The organism is Cellulomonas denverensis, from assembly GCF_012396125.1.
Classification (GTDB): Bacteria; Actinomycetota; Actinomycetes; order Actinomycetales; family Cellulomonadaceae; genus Cellulomonas; species Cellulomonas denverensis.
Map to the genome: position 1 here is coordinate 426,238 of NZ_JAAXOX010000003.1, position 18,190 is coordinate 444,427.

Annotated in this window: 15 protein-coding genes; 7 read left to right on the plus strand and 8 right to left on the minus strand. The window is 73.4% G+C overall.

Annotated elements, in window-relative coordinates; translation table 11 throughout:
* Positions 1-819: a transporter substrate-binding domain-containing protein gene (locus HGA03_RS08815; RefSeq protein WP_168629865.1), complete on the minus strand. Its 819-nt coding sequence runs from the start codon at positions 817-819 to the stop codon at positions 1-3.
* Between the two features lie 146 nt (positions 820-965).
* Positions 966-3,662 carry a valine--tRNA ligase gene (gene valS / locus HGA03_RS08820; protein ID WP_168629866.1) on the minus strand — a complete coding sequence of 899 codons (2,697 nt, stop codon included), beginning with the start codon at positions 3,660-3,662 and terminating at the stop codon, positions 966-968.
* Positions 3,663-3,899: 237 nt separating this feature from the next.
* Between valS and HGA03_RS08825 the strand changes: the two genes are divergently transcribed.
* Complete coding sequence (locus tag HGA03_RS08825) at positions 3,900-8,426, plus strand: BACON domain-containing protein (RefSeq protein WP_168629867.1); 4,527 nt, start codon at positions 3,900-3,902, stop codon at positions 8,424-8,426.
* 3 nt (positions 8,427-8,429) lie between these two features.
* Here the strand turns inward: HGA03_RS08825 and HGA03_RS08830 are convergent, their stop codons facing one another.
* Positions 8,430-9,863, minus strand: a complete 1,434-nt coding sequence (locus HGA03_RS08830; protein WP_203767563.1) for an MFS transporter — start codon at positions 9,861-9,863, stop codon at positions 8,430-8,432.
* A gap of 195 nt (positions 9,864-10,058) precedes the next feature.
* Here HGA03_RS08830 and HGA03_RS08835 point away from each other — a divergent pair, with 195 nt between their 5' ends.
* From HGA03_RS08835 to HGA03_RS08845, 3 genes are all read left to right on the plus strand, one after another.
* Positions 10,059-10,436 carry a hypothetical protein gene (locus HGA03_RS08835; protein ID WP_168629868.1) on the plus strand — a complete coding sequence of 126 codons (378 nt, stop codon included), beginning with the start codon at positions 10,059-10,061 and terminating at the stop codon, positions 10,434-10,436.
* 98 nt (positions 10,437-10,534) lie between these two features.
* A complete protein-coding gene (locus HGA03_RS08840) occupies positions 10,535-11,506 on the plus strand; it encodes a TIGR03557 family F420-dependent LLM class oxidoreductase (RefSeq protein WP_168629982.1) in 972 nt (323 codons plus the stop codon).
* A complete protein-coding gene (locus HGA03_RS08845) occupies positions 11,503-12,279 on the plus strand; it encodes a coenzyme F420-0:L-glutamate ligase (protein WP_203767566.1) in 777 nt (258 codons plus the stop codon). Before HGA03_RS08840 ends, HGA03_RS08845 begins: the two co-directional genes overlap by 4 nt.
* 4 nt (positions 12,280-12,283) lie before the next feature.
* Here HGA03_RS08845 and HGA03_RS08850 read toward each other — a convergent pair whose 3' ends face one another.
* Both HGA03_RS08850 and HGA03_RS08855 read right to left on the minus strand, forming a co-directional pair.
* Entirely contained in the window at positions 12,284-12,658 is a 375-nt protein-coding gene (locus HGA03_RS08850) for a YbjQ family protein (protein ID WP_168629869.1), read from the minus strand.
* Between the two features lie 19 nt (positions 12,659-12,677).
* Positions 12,678-13,250 carry an HhH-GPD-type base excision DNA repair protein gene (locus tag HGA03_RS08855; protein WP_168629870.1) on the minus strand — a complete coding sequence of 191 codons (573 nt, stop codon included), beginning with the start codon at positions 13,248-13,250 and terminating at the stop codon, positions 12,678-12,680.
* Between the two features lie 67 nt (positions 13,251-13,317).
* Here HGA03_RS08855 and HGA03_RS08860 point away from each other — a divergent pair, with 67 nt between their 5' ends.
* Genes HGA03_RS08860 through HGA03_RS08870 form a run of 3 tightly spaced genes read left to right on the plus strand, consistent with a single transcriptional unit; the run spans position 13,318 to position 15,386 of the window.
* Positions 13,318-13,686 carry an iron chaperone gene (locus HGA03_RS08860; RefSeq protein WP_168629871.1) on the plus strand — a complete coding sequence of 123 codons (369 nt, stop codon included), beginning with the start codon at positions 13,318-13,320 and terminating at the stop codon, positions 13,684-13,686.
* 10 nt (positions 13,687-13,696) lie between these two features.
* Positions 13,697-14,359: a 2-phospho-L-lactate guanylyltransferase gene (gene cofC, locus HGA03_RS08865; protein WP_239073651.1), complete on the plus strand. Its 663-nt coding sequence runs from the start codon at positions 13,697-13,699 to the stop codon at positions 14,357-14,359.
* Between the two features lie 43 nt (positions 14,360-14,402).
* Positions 14,403-15,386, plus strand: a complete 984-nt coding sequence (locus tag HGA03_RS08870; RefSeq protein WP_168629872.1) for a serine hydrolase domain-containing protein — start codon at positions 14,403-14,405, stop codon at positions 15,384-15,386.
* A gap of 1 nt (position 15,387) precedes the next feature.
* Here HGA03_RS08870 and cofD read toward each other — a convergent pair whose 3' ends face one another.
* The 3 genes from cofD to HGA03_RS08885 are packed head-to-tail and all read right to left on the minus strand — an operon-like array spanning position 15,388 to position 18,190.
* Positions 15,388-16,356, minus strand: coding sequence for a 2-phospho-L-lactate transferase (gene cofD / locus HGA03_RS08875; protein WP_168629873.1), 969 nt, complete (start codon positions 16,354-16,356; stop codon positions 15,388-15,390).
* Positions 16,353-17,147 carry a putative F420-0 ABC transporter ATP-binding protein gene (locus tag HGA03_RS08880; protein ID WP_168629874.1) on the minus strand — a complete coding sequence of 265 codons (795 nt, stop codon included), beginning with the start codon at positions 17,145-17,147 and terminating at the stop codon, positions 16,353-16,355. The genes cofD and HGA03_RS08880 overlap by 4 nt, the downstream gene beginning before the upstream one ends.
* The gene (locus HGA03_RS08885; protein ID WP_168629875.1) at positions 17,138-18,190 is read right to left on the minus strand and encodes a putative F420-0 ABC transporter permease subunit; all 1,053 of its coding nucleotides are present in this window, start codon (positions 18,188-18,190) and stop codon (positions 17,138-17,140) included. Before HGA03_RS08885 ends, HGA03_RS08880 begins: the two co-directional genes overlap by 10 nt.

Genomic DNA, 18,190 nt, shown 5'->3' on the forward strand with positions numbered 1-18,190 from the left:
TCAGTTGTCCGAGGCGGACGGGCTGGCCGCGTCCACCGGCGCCTGGCCGATGAACTCGGTGTAGATCTCGTCGTAGGTGCCGTCGGAGTGGATCCGGTCCAGGGTGGCGTTCACCTGGTCGAGCAGTGCGGTGTTGCCCTTCTTCACCCCGAAGCCGTACTGGTCGCCGGTGGTGAAGGTCGCGGTGACCTCCAGGCCCTCGGAGATGTACGGGCCGAGCACGGCGATGTCGTTGATCACGGCGTCGACCTGGCCGGTCTTGAGCGCCTGGATCTGCAGCCCCAGGTCCTCGAACTGCACCGCGTTCAGGCCCTGCTCCTGCACCCAGTCGTCACCGGTGGTGGCCTGCTGCACGGCGATCGACTTGCCCTCCAGCGCCTCCTCGGAGTCGATGTCGGAGCCCTCGGCCACCAGCAGGCCCAGGTCCGCGTCGAAGTACGGCTCGGAGAAGTCGAACTTGTTCTGCCGCTCCGGGGTGATCGAGATGCCGGAGGCGACGATGTCGCAGTTGCCGGTGTTCAGGTCGACGCCGGACTGGATGCCCTCGAACGGGGTCGCCTTCACGTTGAGCTCGACGCCCAGGTCCTCGGCGACCTCGCCGACGATGGCCGGGTCGAGGCCGACGATCTCGCCGCCGTCCTCGTACTCGAACGGCTCGAACGGCGGGTTGGTGCACATGGTGAGCTGTCCGTCGTTCACCAGCTGCACGCCGCCGGAGGAGGCGTCGCCGCCCGAGGTGTCGTCACCGCCACTGGAACAGGCGGCGAGCAGCAGGGCCGCGCTGGCGGCGAGGGGCAGCAGGGCGGAACGGGTGCGCATGGTGGTCTCCTCTGGCGGACTAGAACTGGAAAACCATACAGCCTTGGCGATAGATATTCACACAGCCGATGGTCCCGGCCGGGACGGCGACGGGCCCGCCTCCCCACGATGGGGGTGACGGGCCCGTTCGGCGAGTCCGCGGCGGGTCAGGCCGTGGGCTTCTGCTTCGGCTCCGGCGGCAGCAACTCGGCATCCCGGGCCACCACGGTGGCGTCCGGGCCGTCCGCGACCTCCCGCAGGTCCAGCGCCCCGGTCGCCCGGCCGGCCGCCCGGATGTCGCCCAGGGCGACCTGCACGCCGGGCAGCATCGCGGCCGGTACCTCCAGGGCGGCGGAGGTGATCTCGGCCCGCATGGAGAGCTTGGCCTCGGACTTCACCTTGCGCAGGGCGGCCAGCCCGGCACCGGCGGCGGCGACCACCGCCGGGTCGGCGTCACCGGCCGCGGCGCGCAGCACGTCCGAGGACGGCCACGGGGCGCGGTGCACGCTGCCCTCGCGCCACCAGGACCACACCTCCTCGGTGGCGAAGGGCAGCACCGGGGCGAACAGCCGCAGCAGCACGTCCAGCGCCAGGCCCAGGGCGGCCCGGGCCGAGGCGGTCTCCGGCGTGACCTCGGTGGCCTCGGCGCCCGCCCCGTAGGCACGGTCCTTGACCAGCTCCAGGTAGTCGTCGCAGAAGGTCCAGAAGAAGGTCTCGGTCAGTTCCAGCGCCCGGGTGTGGTCGTAGGACTCCAGGGCCTCGGTGGCCCGGTCGACAACGTCGGCCAGCCCGGCCAGCATCGCCCGGTCCAGGGTCTGGGTGACCAGCGCCGGGTCGAGGAACGCCGCCCCCTGCTGCGCCCCGCCGAAGGACAGCGCGAACTTGGAGGCGTTGAGCACCTTGATCGCCAGCCGGCGGCCGATCTTCATCTGGCCGACCTCGAAGGCGGCGTCGGTGCCCAGCCGGGCGGAGGCGGCCCAGTACCGGACGGCGTCCGAGCCGTGCTCCTCCAGCAGCCCCATCGGGGTGACCACATTGCCCTTGGACTTGGACATCTTCTTGCGGTCCGGGTCCAGGATCCAGCCGCTGATCGCCGCGTCCTGCCACGGCAGGCTGCCGAACTCCAGGTGCGAGCGGACCACCGTGCTGAACAGCCAGGTGCGGATGATGTCCTGGCCCTGGGGACGCAGGTCCATCGGGAACACCCGGGCGAACAGGTCGGGGTCCGAGCGCCAGCCACCGGCGATCTGCGGGGTGAGCGAGCTGGTCGCCCAGGTGTCCATGATGTCCGGGTCGCCGACGAACCCGCCCGGCACCCCGCGCTGGTCGGCGGTGTAGCCGGCCGGGACGTCGGAGGAGGGGTCGACCGGCAGCTGGTCCTCGGTGGGCAGCAGCGGGTGGTCGTGGTCGACCTCGCCGTCGGCGGTGACCGGGTACCAGACCGGGAACGGCACGCCGAAGAACCGCTGCCGGGAGATCAGCCAGTCGCCGTTCAGCCCGCCGACCCAGTTCTGGTAGCGGACCCGCATGAAGTCGGGGTGGAAGCCGAGCTCCCGGCCGCGGGCCAGCAGCTGCTCGCGCAGGTCCTCGTCCCGGCCGCCGTTGCGGATGTACCACTGCCGGCTGGTGACGATCTCCAGCGGCTTGTCGCCCTTCTCGAAGAAGTTGGCCTTGCGCTGGGTGGCCTGCGGCTCGCCGTCCAGGTCGCCGGACTCGCGCAGCGCGGTCACCACCAGCTCGCGGGCGGAGAAGGTGGTCTTGCCGGCCAGCTCGCCGTACAGCGCCCGCCCCGCGTCCTCGGTGATCCACTCCGGCACCTCGCGCAGCAGGCGGCCGTCGCGGCCGATCACCGAGCGGGTGGGCAGGTTCAACTCGCGCCACCACTGCACGTCGGTCAGGTCGCCGAAGGTGCAGCACATCGCGATGCCCGCACCCTTGTCCGGCTCGGCGGCGGTGTGCGCCAGCACCGGCACCCCGACCCCGAACAGCGGGCTGGTCACGGTGGTGCCGAACAGGTGCTGGTAGCGCTCGTCGTCCGGGTGGGCGATCAGGGCGACCACGGCGGGCAGCAGCTCCGGGCGGGTGGTCTCGATGTACACCGGGTCCGCGCCGTCGCGGTGGAACGCCACCTTGTGGAACGCCCCGGGGTAGTCGCGGGCCTCCAGCTCGGCCTGGGCGACCGCGGTCTGGAAGGTCACGTCCCACAGCCCGGGCGCCTCGGCCTGGTACGCCTCGCCGCGGGCCAAGTTGCGCAGGAACGCCTGCTGGGCGACCGCGCGGGCCTCGGCGGAGATGGTCTGGTAGGTCCGGGTCCAGTCGACGGACAGGCCGAGCCGGCGCCACAGCGCCTCGAACTGCTGCTCGTCCTCGACGGTCAGCCGCTCGCACAGCTCGACGAAGTTCTTCCGGCTGATCGGCACCTGGTCGGCGGCCTTCACGCTCTTGCCCTCGCCGCCGACGTGCGGGGGAGTGAAGTCCGGGTCGTAGGGCAGCGACGGGTCGCAGCGCACGCCGAAGTAGTTCTGCACCCGGCGCTCGGTGGGCAGGCCGTTGTCGTCCCAGCCCATCGGGTAGAACACCTCGGCGCCGCGCATCCGGCGGTACCGGGCGACCACGTCGGTGTGCGTGTAGCTGAACACGTGGCCCACGTGCAACGAACCGGAGACCGTCGGCGGCGGGGTGTCGATCGAGAACACCTGCTCGCGGGTGGCGGTCCGGTCGAAGGCGTAGGTGCCCTGCTCGGTCCAGGCGCCGTCCCAGCGCTCCTCCACCCCGTCCAGCGATACCCGGTCCGGTACCTCGCGGGTGGCCTTGACGGCACCGGTGGTCGCGGTCGCGGGAGGGACGGTCGAGAAGTCGGTCATGGCGGCATTCTCCCAGACCCGGCGCGGTGATCGTGGCCCCACGTCATCGCGGGTGGAACCACGCCGTCCTCGGCTCCGGCGGGGGCCGCATCTCGCTCGCCCGCACCCGTCGTTCGCCGCTTGACGGGCCGTCGATCCGGCACCCGGCCCGCTCGGACCCACGGTGGCGCCTAGCGTGCCCCGGGTGCGAGCCGCCGCATGCCCCAGCATCCCCGCGCCCCAGCACAGGAGAGCACCGTGTCCCACCCCCTGGCCCGCTCACGCTCCGCCGCCCGGCAGGGGGTGCCACGACGTCCGGCACCGGCCCGAATGATCGGGGTAGCGGTCCTGGCACTGGCGGTCGGCACGGTGGGTGCGGTGGTTCCCGCCGAACCGGCGCGGGCAGCCGCCGCCGGCGACCTGGTGGTCACCCGGGTCCCCGGTGCCGACCCGAGAACTTCGGCCGGCTTCGCCTGGCAGGCACCGGTCGCCGAGGTGTCGGCCACCGGGCTGGCCTGGGGCCCGGCCGAGGAGTTCGACTGTGCGCAGGCCACGGTGGAGACGGCCACGCCGCCCGGCAGCGGTGTGGTCGACTCGAAGGTGACCTATGCCCAGCTCACCCTGACCGAACTGCGGCCCGGCACGGAGTACGCCTACTGCGCGCTGGCCGGCGGGCAGCGCTCGGCGACGACCCGGTTCAGCACCGAGCCGGAGCAGGCGGAGGCGACGACCGTGCTCGCCTTCGGGAACGCGAACTGGCGCTCATCGAGTTCGTACCAGAACGCCTTTGCCGGAACGCTCGAGGCGGCACACACGGCGTTCCCCGACGCGGGAGTCGCGATCCACACCGGTGTGGTCGGTTCCTCGAACGACCTGTCGCACTGGCGGGGCTTCCTCGATCACGCCGGCGGTGCGCTGGGGACGGTCAGCTGGATGCCGACCGCCCAGACGTCGGGCAGCGGGAACCGCTCCTTCGCCCGCGGCAATGCCCTCCCGGTCGCCTCGAACGGGAACGACAGCGCCGACTACGCCGTGGTGCACGGCGGCGGGCTGTTCCTCACCCTGAACAGCCATCTGACCAGCTCGGCGAATACCGCCGCGACCACCGCGTGGATCGCCGAGCGGGTGGCCGAGTTCCGCGCCGACCATCCGGACGGCTGGGTGATCGTGTCGATCCCGACCCAGTTCTACGGGTCCTCCGCGAGCTCATCGACCTACCGGACCGCCCTGCAGCAGGCCTTCCGGGAGAACGACGTGGCGCTGGTGCTGCAGGGCGGTGCCGCGGCCTACACCCGCTCCTGGCCGGTCGGCCGGGACGCGGCCAACACCCTGCGCCGCGACTACCCCGCGGCGGACCGGGTGGCCACCGCGGACGGGATCGTCTATCTCACCCCGGGCGCCTCCGGCATCGAACAGTCGGCGGTGTCGAGTGCGGCGCTGAACGAGTCCTCCGGCTGGCTCGCGGTCGCCACCCCGGCCCTGAGCAGCGCCGAGCGCAGCGCCGCCGGGATGAAGAGCTACACCGCGATCACGCTCACCGCCCAGGAGCTGACCGTCCAGGCACGCACCGTGGCCGGCGCGGTGCTCGACACCGTCACCATCGACCGGGGCACCACCCCCGAGGTCGCGGCCTACCCCTTGGAGCCGTTCGGTCTGACCAACGGTTTCGGCACCGATGCCGCCACCGAGCGGGTGATCACCTGGCTCGCCCCGAAGGGTGACGGGCTGACCAGGCCCGAACTGACCCTGTCCGCCGTGGGCGACCAGGCAGGCTCCGAACCCCGGGTCTCCTGCACCGAAGGTGTGCTGACCCGGCCGATGACCGGGTACGTCGCCTACACCTGCACCGCGACCGGGCTGCTACCGGGTACCAGCTACGACTACCGGGTCGGGGCGTGGAAGGGCGAGCGGCCCTACCAGTCGGACGCATACACCTTCCGCACCGACGGCGGCGCGGAGTCGTTCACCTTCCTCGACTTCGCCGACACCCAGTCCACCCCGGTCAGCACGTACGACGGGTTCTGGGGGAACGCGCTGCGCTCCGCGCTGGCCGCGCATCCGGATGCGGCCTTCGTGGTGCAGAACGGCGACCTGACCGAGACCACCACCGAGTCCCACGTCGCGGCCTGGCTGGGTGCGATCGGCACCGACCTGTCCGGTCCCGCGTTCAACCCGGTGCTGGGCAACCACGACGAGTCCTCGTCCGTCCAGGCGATGTGGAGCGCCCTGTTCCCGCGCGACTCGCGTACCACCGTCCCGGACTACGGCAAGGCGGCCGCCCTGCAGTACTCGGTGGTCTACGGCAACGCGCTGTTCCTCTACGTCAACACCAACCTCGACTCCGCGAGCGAGCTGCGGCTGACCGACCAGTGGATCCGGGACGCGGTGGCCGCGGACGGGACGAACCCGGACGGCTCCGAGCGGTTCATCATCGTGGTGGAACACAAGTCGCCGTTCGGCGGCTCGCACTCCGGGAGCGGGAGCTACCCGACCGGCGACTACGGCAACCCGCGGATCGTCGCGCAGCTGCCGAAGACCTTCGACGAGGTCGGGGTGGATCTGGTGCTGGCCGGGCACGACCACAACCTGATCCGGTCGCTGCCGATCCGCTGGAACCACGACACCGGGAAGGCCGAGTGGGACCGTGACCAGGCCGGTCTGAGCACGATCGACTCCCGCACCGACGGGCTGGTGTACGTCATCCCGCGCAATGCCGGCCAGAAGACCTACGCCGCGATCAGCACCCCGTCCTCGACCAGCAGGCCGTGGATCGCCTCGAACTGGGCGTTCTCCGACCGCGGCAGCGAGAAGCCGGAGAACAACGTCTACGCCGCGGTCACGGTGACCGGCAGCGAGATCCAGGTCGCCGCCTACCGGGTCGGTGACCCCGACGCCCCGCTGGACCAGTTCACGATCACCAAGTCGCCCGCGGCCCCGGTCGCGCTGGGCACGCCGACGATCGAGGGGGTGGCGGAGGCGGGTGCCACGGTCACCGCGGCGGTGACCGCCGATCCGCCGGGTGCGGACCTCAGCTACGAGTGGCTGCGCGACGGCGAGGTGGTGCGGCCCGCGAGCCCCGACGCCAGTTACGTGGTCCAGCCCGCCGACGCCGGCGGCACGCTCTCGGTCCGGGTCACCGGTACCGCGCGCAAGATGACCGCGACCACCGTGACCTCCGATCAGGTGCCGGTCGACCCCGAGGTGCGGATCTGGGCGACCTTCGACCGGGACACCTGGCAGCTCGACGACGCGGCGGCAGGCCTCGCGGTCGGGGTGTCCACGTCCTGCCGGGAGTGGACGATCACCGACGACGCCTCCTGGCTCGGCCAGAACCCGAGTTCGGGCACCACCGACCGGGAGATCACGATCTCGGCCGGCCGCAACACCGGCTCCGCCGCCCGCACCGGCACCGTGACAGTCACCGGCTGCGGGATGACCGGCACCCTGACGGTGACCCAGGCCGGCCGGGCCGCGCTGTCCACCTCGGCCTCGAGTTGGGCGGCGCCGGTGCTGGGCGGGGACACCACGGTGCAGGTCACCACCAACCAGAGCGGCTGGACCGCCGCGGTGCCCGCCTCCGCGTCCTGGCTGTCGGTCACCGGTTCCGGTCTGCCCGGCGAGCCGCTGGCGATCACCGCCCAGCCCAACACCGGGGCGGCGCGGTCCGCCGTGATCACCCTCGGTTCCGGATCGGCGAGCACCCGGGTCACGGTCAGCCAGGCCGCGGTGACCCTGAGCGTGTCCTCGTCCTCCTGGTCGCCGTCGCGCAGTGGGGCGTCCCGCGCGATCAAGGTCGGTGCCTCGGCCGGGTCCTGGCAGATCGATCCGGCCTCGGTGCCGGACTGGCTGTCGGTGGACCGGCTGTCCGGGGCGGACGGCGAGTGGGTCGTGCTGCGGGCGGACCGCAACCTGGGTCAGTCGCGCTCCGCCGTGGTGACGCTCACCTCGGCCACCGCCGCCCGGACCGTGACCGTCTCCCAGGCCACCGCCTCGACCGCGACCGTCTCGGCCTCTCCATCGTCCTGGAGCGCGCCGGCCGGTGCCGGGGCCCGGGCGGTGACGGTGACCACCAACGGCCATCCGTGGCAGGCCTCCGTGGACCAGGACTGGGTGCACCTCGGCGCGACCAGCGGGACCACCGGCGCGGTCCTGGTGCTGGGCGCCGACCCGAACCCCACCAGCGCCTCCCGGTCCGCGATCGTGACCCTCACCGCGGGTCCCGCGACGCGCACGGTCAAGGTCACCCAGCCGGGCAACGGGACCGGAGCCGGGTTCCAGGCACTGGCGCCACTGCCGGCCACCGGCGGCACGTCCACCCTCGCCACCGGTCTGACCGGAACCGTCACGGTGACCGACGACGCGAGCTGGCTGACCTCCGCGGCCTCCGGCGGCGACCTCGGCCTGACCGCGACCGCGAACACCGGGAAGGTCCGGACCTCCCTGGTCACGGTCCGCGCCTCGGGCTCGACCGCCGCGACCGCGGTGGTGCTCCAGGAGGGGGTGCCGTCGATCTCGGCCGGCTCGGCGACCTGGTCGCCGTCCCGCTCCGGTGCCTCGACCAGCCGCACGGTGACCAGTAGTCAGTGGGATGCCGCCGGCGCCGCCCCGATCACCGCCAGCAGTGACGCCGAGTGGCTCCGGGTCCCGGCCGGTGCGCAGGAGTCGGGGACCAGCCTGACGATCGCCGCGGACCCGAACGCCTCGGGCACGGCCCGCACCGGCACCGTCACCCTGAGGACGGCGACGGGAGCGAGCGCGGCGATCACCGTGACGCAGCCGGGCTGAGTCTCAGTCCGGCAGCCGCGCGTCCTGCGACTCGGCCGCGGTGTTCACCGGTCCGGTGGTCACCGCGGCGGGCCGCAGGGTGCGGATGTCCCAGTCCGAGCGGCGGGCCAGCACCAGGCCGACGATCACCGCGCCGAGCAGCGGTCCGGTGCCGGCGGCGACCATGCCCAGTCGCGGGCCGAGGTGCTCGCACACCCAGCCGATCAGGGTGCCGGAGATCCCCTGGGCGCCCAGGCCGGTCAGGATGTACAGCGCCATCACCCGGCCGCGCAGGTGCGGGGCCACCGTGGTCTGCACCAGGGTGTTCGAGCTGGTCAGGTAGAGGATCGTGCACAGCCCCATCCCGATCAGCGCCACGATGAACACCGGCCGGGAGGGTGCGGCCGCGGCGAGCAGCTGGATGGTGCCGATCGCCCCGGCCAGCAGCACCAGGTTCAGCAGCCGGCCACCCTTGCGCCGCCCGGCCAGCAGCGCACCGGTCAGGGCGCCGACCGCCAGCATCGAGTTCAGCAGCGCGTAGCCACCGGCATCCGAGTCGAAGACCCCGTCCGCCCACGCTGCCAGCACGGTGGCCATGTTCACCCCGGTGATCGACACGAAGCCGAGCAGCACGGTGGCCCACAGGATGCGCGGGCTGGTCCGGGCGTAGGCCAGGCCCTCGCGGAGCTGGCCCTTGGCCCGGGGGATCGGCGGGGTGGGGGTGAGCTCGGCCGGGCGCATCATCATCAGCAGGCCGACCGCGATCAGGCAGGCCACCGCGTTCAGCTCGAAGGTCCAGCCCTGGCCGACCAGCTTGATCAACACCCCGGCCACCGCCGGGCCGAGCAGCGCGCCGAGCTGGAACACCGCCGAGTTGATGCTGATCGCCTGGCGCAGGTGCGCCGGACCGGCCACCTCGTGCACGAACGCCTGCCGGGCCGGGTTGTCGAAGGCGGTGGCCAGCCCACCGACGAAGGCGCCGAGCAGCACGTGCCAGGCCTGGATGTGCCCGGTCAGCACCAGCAGGCCGATCGTCAGGGCGGACAGCCCGAACACCGTCTGGGTGATCATCAGCAGCCGGCGGCGCGGGAACCGGTCGGCCAGCACCCCGCCGACCAGCCCGAGGGCCAGCACCGGCAGCAGTTGCAGCGACACGGTCAGCCCGACCATCGCGGCGGAGCCGGTCAGGGTCAGCACCAGCCAGTCCTGGGCCACCCGGGCCGCCCAGCCGAAGGTGTTGGTCAGCACCTGGGAGGTCACGTACAGCCGGAAGTTGCGCACGCCGAGCGCGGCGCGCAGCGAGCTCTCCGGGATGCCGGGGGAGGTGCTGCGCCGGTGCGGCAGGAACCGGGGGACGGTGTGCCGGGTGCGCGTGATCGTGCGGCGGGCCAGCGAGCCGCGGGTCGAGGTGGGGCGGGTGGAGGTCGGGGACACGGGACGGCGGCGGGCCGATGGCACGGGAAATCCTCAGCAGGATGCGTGGGTGGGCGTGGAGTCGAGGAGGCAGGTAGCACCTACGGTACGGCCGTGCACACCCAGATCCCAGGGTCACTGGGCCCGGATGCGACCAAGCTCACCCTGCCGGGTGGCTACTCTTCCTGCGGTCCGACCGGATTCGGGCGGAACGTCACCCCTCACCCCCTGGAGCACCCGATGGCCGTCGTCGACTACTTCCTCACCGGTCCGCACGAGGCCGGCAAGGCACTGATGCGGGACGCGCTGTCCCGCGAGGGCTTCTCGGTGGAGGCCGAGCTGCCGAACGGTGGCTGGACCGTCGGCCGGGGCAGCAAGGCCAAGACGTTCTGGCTGGGTGCCTTCGCCGGGAAGGACGCGCAGCGGCTCACCTTCACGGTCAGGTTCTTCGAGCACCAGGGCAATCTGGTCGCCCGGCTGGAACGCGAGAGCGGCTCCGGGATGATGGCGGGCGCCGTCGGTGTTGCCCGCTCCAACGACATCTTCGAGCAGACCGTCGGCGCGATCGGCCAGACGCTGCACGCCGCCGGGGTGCTGGCCGGCAGCGCCCGCGGCTGACACCGCCCCGGCGTAGGCTCGCGGGAACGGACACAGACGCAGGTCGGGAGGCTGGTGTGGCAGTGGTGGCGCAGGGACTGCAGGTCGGGTACGCGGCGATGCTGGAGCAGTTCCACCCGACCGAGGCGGTGGAGCTGGCCGCCTACGCCGAGCAGCACGGCTTCCTGGGCACGATGGCGGCCGACCACTTCCAGCCGTGGGTGCCGCAGCAGGGCCAGTCGTCCTTCGTGTGGAACGTGCTCACCGCCCTGGGCGAGCGCACCACCGGGGACCTCGGCCCCGGCGTGACCGCCCCGACCTTCCGCTGGCACCCGGCGATGGTGGCGCAGGCCTCGGCGACGCTGGCCGCGATGTACCCAGGACGGCACTGGCTCGGCCTGGGCTCCGGCGAGGCGCTGAACGAGCACGTAGTGGCCGGCTACTGGCCGGAGGCCCCGGAGCGGATCAACCGGATGTTCGAGGCGATCGACATCATCAAGAAGTTGTTCGCCGCCTCGCTGGCCGGCAAGGACGTCAAGCACTCCGGCCAGTTCTACAAGCTGGAGTCCACCCGGCTGTGGACCATGCCGGAGGTGGCCCCGGAGATCCTGGTCGCCACCGCCGGCCCGGTGACCGCCAAGCGGGCCGGCAAGCACGCGGACGGCCTGATCACCGTCGGTGCCCCGCTGGAGAAGATCAGCGGCCTGTTCGACAAGTTCGCCGACGGCGTGCGCGAGTCCGGCCGCGACCCGCAGGACCTGCCGAAGGTGCTGCAGCTGCACCTGTCCTGGGCCGACACCGACGAGCAGGCGCTGGCCAACGCGATGACCGAGTGGCCGAACGGCGGGATGAAGTTCCCCAAGGCCGACATCCGCTCGCCCTTCGACTTCGCCCAGATGGCCAAGCTGGTCCGCCCGGAGGACTTTGAGGGCCGGATGGTGATCTCCGCCGACCCGGACGCACACCGGGCCGAGATCCAGAAGTACGTCGACCTCGGCTTCGACCGGATCTACCTGCACAACGTCGGCCGCAACCAGCGGGAGTGGATCGAGGTCTTCGGCCGCGAGGTCCTGCCGAAGCTCGTCCGGTGACCGCCGGGGAGCTGACCGCCTGGGCGCCGTCCGGCATCGGCGAGGTCGTCCCCGGCGACGATCTGGCCGCGCTGATCGCCGGTGCGCTGGACCGCCCGCTGATCGACGGCGACATCCTGGTCGTCACCAGCAAGATCGTGTCCAAGGCGGAGGGCCGGATCGTGGCGGCAACCGACCGCGAGGACGCGATCACCGCCGAGACCGTGCGGGTGGTCGCCACCCGCGAGCACCCGGGCGGGGTCACCCGGATCGTGGAGAACCGGCTCGGCCTGGTGATGGCCGCCGCCGGGGTGGACGCCTCCAACACCGCCGAGGGCACCGTGCTGCTGCTGCCGGTGGACCCGGACGCCACCGCCCGCCGGCTGCGGGCCGCGCTGTCCGCCCGCTTGGGGGTTCGGATCGGAGTGCTGATCACCGACACCGCCGGGCGTACCTGGCGGCAGGGGCAGACCGACCTGACCATCGGGGCGGCCGGGGTGCGGGTGCTGGACGATCTGCGCGGCAGCACCGACACCCACGGCCGGACGCTGGAGGTGTCGATGGCGGCACTCGCGGACGAGATCGCCGCGGCCGCCGACCTGGTCAAGGGCAAGGCCACCGGCCGCCCGGTCGCGGTGGTGCGCGGCCTCGGGCACGCGGTTACCGACGACGACGGACCCGGTGCGCGGGTGCTGGTCCGCACCGGCCCGGAGGACATGTTCCGCGAGGGCACCGCCGAGGCGTATCGGCGCGGCTGGGCGGACGGCGCCGCCGGGGTGGACCCGCGGCCCTGAGCGCTCAGCCCTGCTGCTGCGCCATCTGGGCGGACTGCCCGGTCGCGCCCGGCTGCCCGGCCGGGATCGGCTCCACGATCACCGCGGTGCCGTAGGCGCACACCTCGGAGAACTGCCCGATCGAGTCGGTGTCGAACCGCATCGCCACGATCGCGTTCGCCCCGCGCTGGACGGCCTCCTCGGTCATCCGGCGCATCACCTCGTGCCGGGACTCGTACATGATCTTGGTGTACTCCGGGATCTCCCCGCCGCCGATCGACCGGAAGCCCGCGGTGAAGTTGGCGCCGATGTTGGTCGAGCGGACGGTCAGCCCCATCACCTCGCCCAGCACCGCCTGGATCCGGTAGCCGGGCACCTCATTGCTCGTGACGACGATCATGTGCCCATCGTGGCACCGATCACGCCTTCGCTGCCTTCGCCGCCGCCTTGGCCGCCTGCTTGGTGGCCCGCACCGCCGCCAGCGACTCGGCGTCCACCACATCCGCGATCGACCGCGGCACGTCGTCGCCGTAGGCGCCCGCCGCCTCCTGCCACCCGGCCGGCCGCACCCCGCGCTGCTTGGCCAGCAGCGCCAGGAAGATCCGCGCCTTCTGGTCGCCGAAGCCCGGCAGTGCCTTGAGCCGCTTCAGCACGGTCGCGCCGTCCGGGTCGCCGTCGGTCCACAGCCGGCTGACGTCGCCGTCGTAGTCCTCGACCACCGCCCGGGCCACCGCCTGGATCCGGCCGGCCATCGAGCCCGGGTAGCGGTGCACCGCCGGCGGCGTGGCGCACAGCGCGGCGAACTCCTCCGGGTCGGCGTCGGCCACCCGGCGCGGGTCCAGGCCGCCCATCCGGTCGGCGATCTTGGCCGGGCCGGCGAAGGCGGTCTCCATCGCGACCTGCTGGTCCAGCAGCATGCCGAGCAGCAGGGCGAACGGGTCGGAGTCGAGCAGGCGGTCGGCGGTGTCGTCACCGGTCATCCACAGGGCCATCGGGTCATTCTCGCATCGCGGTGCGATCCTGGATCGAGCAACGTCGGGCCAGCAAGAAGGAGTGGCGATGAGCGAGGTGGATGCCCAGATCGCGGGGCTGGACGAGCCGGTCCGCCTGGCGGTGGAACGGGTGTACGCCCGGGCCCTGGACCTGGTGCCGGAGGCCGAGCAGGGCGTCAGCTACGGGATGCCCGCGCTGCGGTACCGGGGCCGCCCGCTGATCGCGGTGACCACCGGCCGGGCCGGCTGCGCGGTCTACCCGTTCTCCTCCGAGGTGACCGCCGCCGTGATGGCCGGACTGGACGGCTTCGGGGCGACCAAGGGCGGCATCCGCTTCACCCTGGATCAGCCGCTGCCGGAGGACGCGGTGGACGCCCTGGTCACCGGGCGGCGGGCGGAGATCGACGCGGCGCTGGACCGGCGGCGCGGGGCCTAGGCTCGTCGGTGTGCTGAGTCGTCGCTGGGTGCTGGTCGTGCCGGTGAAGGACGCCCGCCGCGGCAAGACCCGGCTGGCCGAGGTGCTGGAGCCGGGTGCCCGGGCGGCGCTGGTCCGGGCGATGGCCCTGGACACGATCGAGGCGGTGAGCGACTGCCCGCTGGTGGCACGGGTGCTGGTGGTGACCGGCGACGGCCCGGTGGCGCAGGCGGCGGCCCGGTTGCCGCGGGCCGGGGTGCTGCCCGAACCCGCCGCGCAGGTGGGGGACACCGGCTGGGCGGCGCTGGACCGTGCCGTGGTCGCCGGGGTGGACCGGGCCCGGATCGAGGCGCCCGGTGCCCCGGTGGCGGTGCTGCTCGGCGACCTGCCCGGCCTGGACCCGGAGGAGCTGTCCGCCGCGCTCACCGAGGCCGGCCCGGAGCGGTGCGTGGTGCCGGACGCCGAGGGCACCGGGACCACGCTGCTGACGGTCGGACCGGGGGAGGTCGAGCCGCGGTTCGGGCCCGGCTCGGCCGCCGCCCACCAGGCGGTCGGTCATCGCCGGCTGGACCTGGACCTGCCGACGCTGCGCCAGGACGTGGACCTGCCCGCCGATCTGCGCCGGGTGATCGACCGCCGGGTCGGTGGCCGGACCCAGGCGCTGCTGGACCGGTTGGCGCCGCTGCCGGTGTGAAATGGCCTGGGCCTCCCGTCCGGCGCCCCGTACGGTCGGGGCCATGAGCGCCGACCTCGATGCCGCCGCCCGGGACAGTGGGTTCAGCGGGGTGATCCGGCTGGACCGCCCCGGTTCCCCCGCCTTCGTCCGCGCCTACGGCCAGGCGGACCGTGCGCACGGCATCCCGCTGACCGTCGAGCACCGGTGCGGGGTAGCCAGCATCGCGAAGGGCTTCACCGCGCTGGCGGTCGGGTCGCTGATCGACCGGGGCCTGCTGCGCTGGGGCGACCGGGTGCGCCCGGTGCTGGGCGACGACCTGCCGCTGGTCGATGACCGGGTGACCGTGGAGCAGTTGTTGTCGCACACCTCCGGGATCGGCGACTACCTGGACGAGTCCGAGGGCGAGATCACCGACTACGTGCTGGAGCTGCCGGTGCACCGGTTGGACCGGACCGAGGCCTACCTGCCGCTGCTGGACGGCCGGCCGCAGGTCGCCGAGCCCGGGGCCGGGTTCCGGTACAACAACGGGGGCTTCGTCCTGCTGGCGCTGATCGCCGAGCGGGTGTCCGGCACCCCGTTCCACGACCTGGTCGCCGAGCGGGTGTTCCGGCCCGCCGGGATGACCGGCAGCGGCTACCCGCGCACCGACGCACTGCCCGGTGACGTCGCCCGCGGCTACCTGGAGCGCAAGGGGCTGCGCAGCAATGTGCTGCACCTGCCGGTGCGGGGCAGCGGCGACGGCGGGGCGGTCACCACGGTGGCGGACCTGGCGGCGTTCTGGCCGGCGCTGCTGGCCGGCCGGATCGTGTCGCCGGGCACCCTGGCCACGCTGATCGAGCCGGTCAGTGAGGTGCCGGACGAGGGGATGCGCTACGGGCGCGGGTTCTGGCTCGGCGCGGAGTCGGACACCGTCCTGCTGGAGGGCTACGACGCGGGGGTCTCCGGGCGGACCTGGCACGACCCGGTCGGCGGGGTCACGGGCACCGTGCTCGCCACCTGGTCGGACGGGGCGTGGCCGGTGCTGCGCGTGCTGCCCTGGGACTGAGTCAGCGCCCGGCCAGCGCCAGCAGTTCCGCGGCGATCCGGGCGGTGGCCGGCACGTCCCGCATCAGGGTGTCGGTCGCCGCGCTCCGCCAGCCGTCCGCGGCCAGCAACTCGGCGGTGGCGGCGTCCGCGGTGTCCACCAGCCAGCCGTCCAGCACCCCGCCCCGCTCCCGCAGGCCGTAGTGCCGGGCGACGCCCTCGGCGGTGGCCGAGACCCCGATCGCGGCGAGGCACTCGGCGGCCATCCCGCGCACCGGCGCGCCACCGATGATCGGGGAGACGCCGACCACCGGCGCCCGGGTCGCGCGCACGGCCTCCCGGATGCCGGGCACGGCGAGGATGGTGCCGACCGACACCACTGGGTTCGACGGCGGCAGCAGCACGGCGTCCGCGTCGGTGATCGCCGCCAGGACCCCAGGGGCGGCGCTGGCCCGGTCCAGCCCCACCTGCACGAATCGCCGGGCGGGCAGGGCGGCCCGGTGCCGCACCCACCACTCCTCGAAGTGGATCAGCCCGCCGTCGACCTCGACATGGGTCTCCACCGGCTGGTCGGACATCGGCAGCAGCCGCACGCCCTGCTCGGCCAAGCGCCACCGGGCGGACAGCCGCGCGGTCGCCTCGGACAGGGTCAGTCCCTCGCGCAGCCACTGGGTCCGGGCCAGGTGGGTGGCCAGGTCGAGGTCGCCGAGGGTGAACCACTCCCAGCCCACGTCGTAGGCGGCCAGATCGGCGGACACCCGGGACGACTCCTCCCGGCGGCCCCAGCCCTGCTCCTCGTGCACGGCGCCGCCCAGGGTGTACATCAGGGTGTCCAGATCCGGGCAGACCCGCACGCCGTGCAGCCACATGTCGTCGCCGGTGTTTGCGATCACGGTGACCTGCGATCCGGGCGCGGTCCGGGCCAGGTGGGCCAGCAGGCCGCGGGTGAACCGGGCGCCGCCCACGCCGCCGGACAGCACGGTGAGCTTCATCGGACTCCTCGGGGTGCCGCGACCGGGGCATCGCCGAAGGCAATCACCGGCCGGCCGGTCAAGGGATGGGTCAGCACCTCGCACGGCACGCCGTAGACCCGGGCGACCAGCTCGGGGGTGAGCACGTCCCGGGGATCGCCGGCCGCGACCAGCACACCCTGGGACAGCACCAGGACGTGATCGCAGTAGGCGGCCGCCAGGTTGAGGTCGTGCAGCGCGGCGACCGTGGTGCGGTGGAGGTCCCGGACGAAGCGCAGCAGCGCGAGCTGGGCGGCCACGTCCAGGTGGTTGGTCGGCTCGTCGAGCAGCAGCAGCTCGGGCTCCTGGGCCAGGGCCCGGGCGATGTGCACCCGCTGCCGCTCGCCGCCGGACAGGGCGTCCCAGGGCCGGTCGGCCAGGTGGGCGGCGCCGGTGGCGAGCAGCGCCCGCTCGACCGGATCGTCCTCGCCGGCACCGGCGTCGGCGCCCCACAGCGTGCGGAACGGGATCCGGCCGAGGGCGACCACCTCCCGGACGGTGAGCGGTACGGTGGAGCTGGACTCCTGCTCCAGCAGGGCGATCCGGCGGGCGCGGTCCCGGCGTGGCAGGTCGTGCACCGGCCGGCCGTCGACCAGCACCGCGCCGGCCTCCGGTGCCAGCAGCCCGGCGATCAGGCGCAGCAGGGTGGACTTGCCCGCGCCGTTCGGGCCGAGCAGCCCGGTGAGCGCGCCGGGCGGGGGAGTGGCGTCGACGCCGTCGACCACCCAGCGCCCGCCGAGCCGCACCCCGGCGCCGTCGATGCTCAGGTCCATGCGTTCCCCCTCCGGCGGCGCAGCAGCACCGCGAACACCGGCACCCCGATCAGCGCGGTGACGATCCCCACCGGCAGCTCCCTCGGGTCGAAGACGGTCCGGGCCAGGGTGTCCGCCCAGACCAGGAAGATCGCGCCGGTCACCGCCACCACCGGCAGCAGCCGCCGGTGTGCCGGGCCGGTGAGCGCGGAGACCGCGTGCGGCAGCACCAGCCCGACGAAGCCGATCGAGCCGGACACCGCGACCATCGCCCCGGTGAGCAGCGCGACCAGCGTCATCAGGGTCCAGCGGGTGCGGTCGACGTCGATGCCGAGCGCCGACGCCGCGGTGTCCCCGAAGGCGAAGGCGTCCAGCCGGGTGGCGGACAGCACCAGCACCGTGCCCACCGCCAGCACCGCGATCCCGGCGATCGCCACGCTCTGCCAGGTCGACCCGGCCAGCGAACCGAGCAACCAGTTCAGGATCTCCCGGTAGGAGTCGCCCTTCGCCGACCAGAAGATGACGAAGGACGTCCCCGCCGCGGCCAGCTGCGACACCGCCAGCCCGGCCAGCACCGCCCGGCCCGGGGTCAGCGTGCCACCGACCCGGGCCAGGGACAGCGTCGCGATCAGCGCCGCCAGTGCCCCGGCGAAGGCGGCCACCGGCAGCAGCAGCGACACCCCGAGGATCAGCACCGCCACCGCCCCCAGCGACGCCCCGGAGGAGAGCCCGAGCAGGTACGGGTCGGCCAGCGGGTTGCGGGTCAGCGACTGCATCACCGCACCGGCCAGCGCCAGCCCGGCCCCCACCGCCGCGGCGGTCAGCACCCGGGGCAGCCGCAGCTCCCAGACGATCGCGTCCGACAGCACCGGCAGCCCCCGGGTGGGCAGCCCCAGGTGACCGGCGATCGACCGCGCCACGTCCGCCACACCGAGGTCGGCCGGCCCGATGGTGACGCAGACCAGGATCGTGGCCACCAGCAGCGCCAGCCCGGCCGGCAGCACGATGGCCAGCGGGGCGCGGCGGCGCACCGGCGGCGGCACGGTGGGGGCGAGGGCGGTCAT